This is a genomic window from Paranoxybacillus vitaminiphilus, from assembly GCF_003259935.1.
GTDB lineage: Bacteria > Bacillota > Bacilli > Bacillales > Anoxybacillaceae > Paranoxybacillus > Paranoxybacillus vitaminiphilus.
The window spans coordinates 1-1176 of the sequence record NZ_QLMH01000056.1 but is presented as its reverse complement, the minus strand read 5'-3'; the positions used below and the strand labels follow the sequence as shown (position 1 = coordinate 1176).

Annotated in this window: 1 protein-coding gene; it reads right to left on the bottom strand. The window is 44.3% G+C overall.

Translation table 11 applies throughout. The features are described 5' to 3' along the window. The coding region (locus B0I26_RS18060) for a TRAP transporter large permease (protein WP_111646703.1) at window positions 1-1176 on the bottom strand (1176 nt) is incomplete at both ends.

The window sequence follows — 1176 nt, the reverse complement described above, 5'->3', positions numbered from 1 at the left end:
TTCTGCCAGTAAGAAAGGCCATATCCCTTTCATGATGTCCTCCATTCCTATTTTCCCTACCCCACAGGCTACATTTAATACAGTACCAACCGGAGGAGTCAATAACCCAATGCAGTTATTGAGTATAAAAAGGACGCCAAAGTACACCGGGTCAATCCCGGCTTTTTCGATAATAGGCATTAAAACAGGAGTAAGAATGAGAACGGTAGGTGTCAAATCCATTGCCGTACCAACTAACAGAACTAATGCGTTAATCGCCAATAGAAGCAGCAGTTTATTCTCCATGAACGGGCCAAGCATGTCGGTTACGATGGACGGGATATTCGCGACCGTTATCAACCATGCCGATACCATAGCTGCTGCAACAAGGAACATTACCACACTGGTTGTTTTTGCAGAAGCTACAAGCACCTTAAACAAATCTTGTATTTTCAATTCACGATAAATGAACAAACCAACAAATAATGCATAGAATGCAGCCACAACCGCCGCCTCTGTAGGAGTGAAAATCCCTCCACGAAGCCCTCCAACGATAATGGCAGGCAATAGAAGCGCCCAAATGGCTTGACGGGTAGCCGATAATATTTCTTTTACAGATTTGCGAGGAAAAACTTCCACCTTATCCTTTCTTACCATGAGCCACCAACATATAACTAGAGATAAACCAATGAGAAGACCTGGAATTATTCCCGCCATAAACAATTTTGTAATCGACACACCGCTCGTTACTCCAAAGATGATCATCGGAATACTTGGAGGAATGATCGGAGCAATAATACCGCCAGCGGCAATAAGACCAGTAGACCGGTTTCGATCATATCCAGCCTTAACCATCATCGGAATGAGAATGGCACCAAGAGCCGCTGTATCCGCTACCGCTGAACCGGATAAACCGGCAAAAAGAACGCTTGCAATGATCGCTACATACCCCAATCCTCCACGAATATGACCAACGAGAGACATCGCAAAATTAATAATCCGATTGGAAATTCCGCCGGCATTCATTAATTCTCCGGCAAGAATGAAGAAAGGAATCGCCATCATCGGAAAGCTGTCAGCCCCGTTAATGAGATTTTGCGCGATAATCTGGGTATCAAAAATATCAAGATAAAACATCAGGGCAACACCGCTTACCAAAAGTGCAAAAGCAATAGGCATCCCTAACGCCATGACACC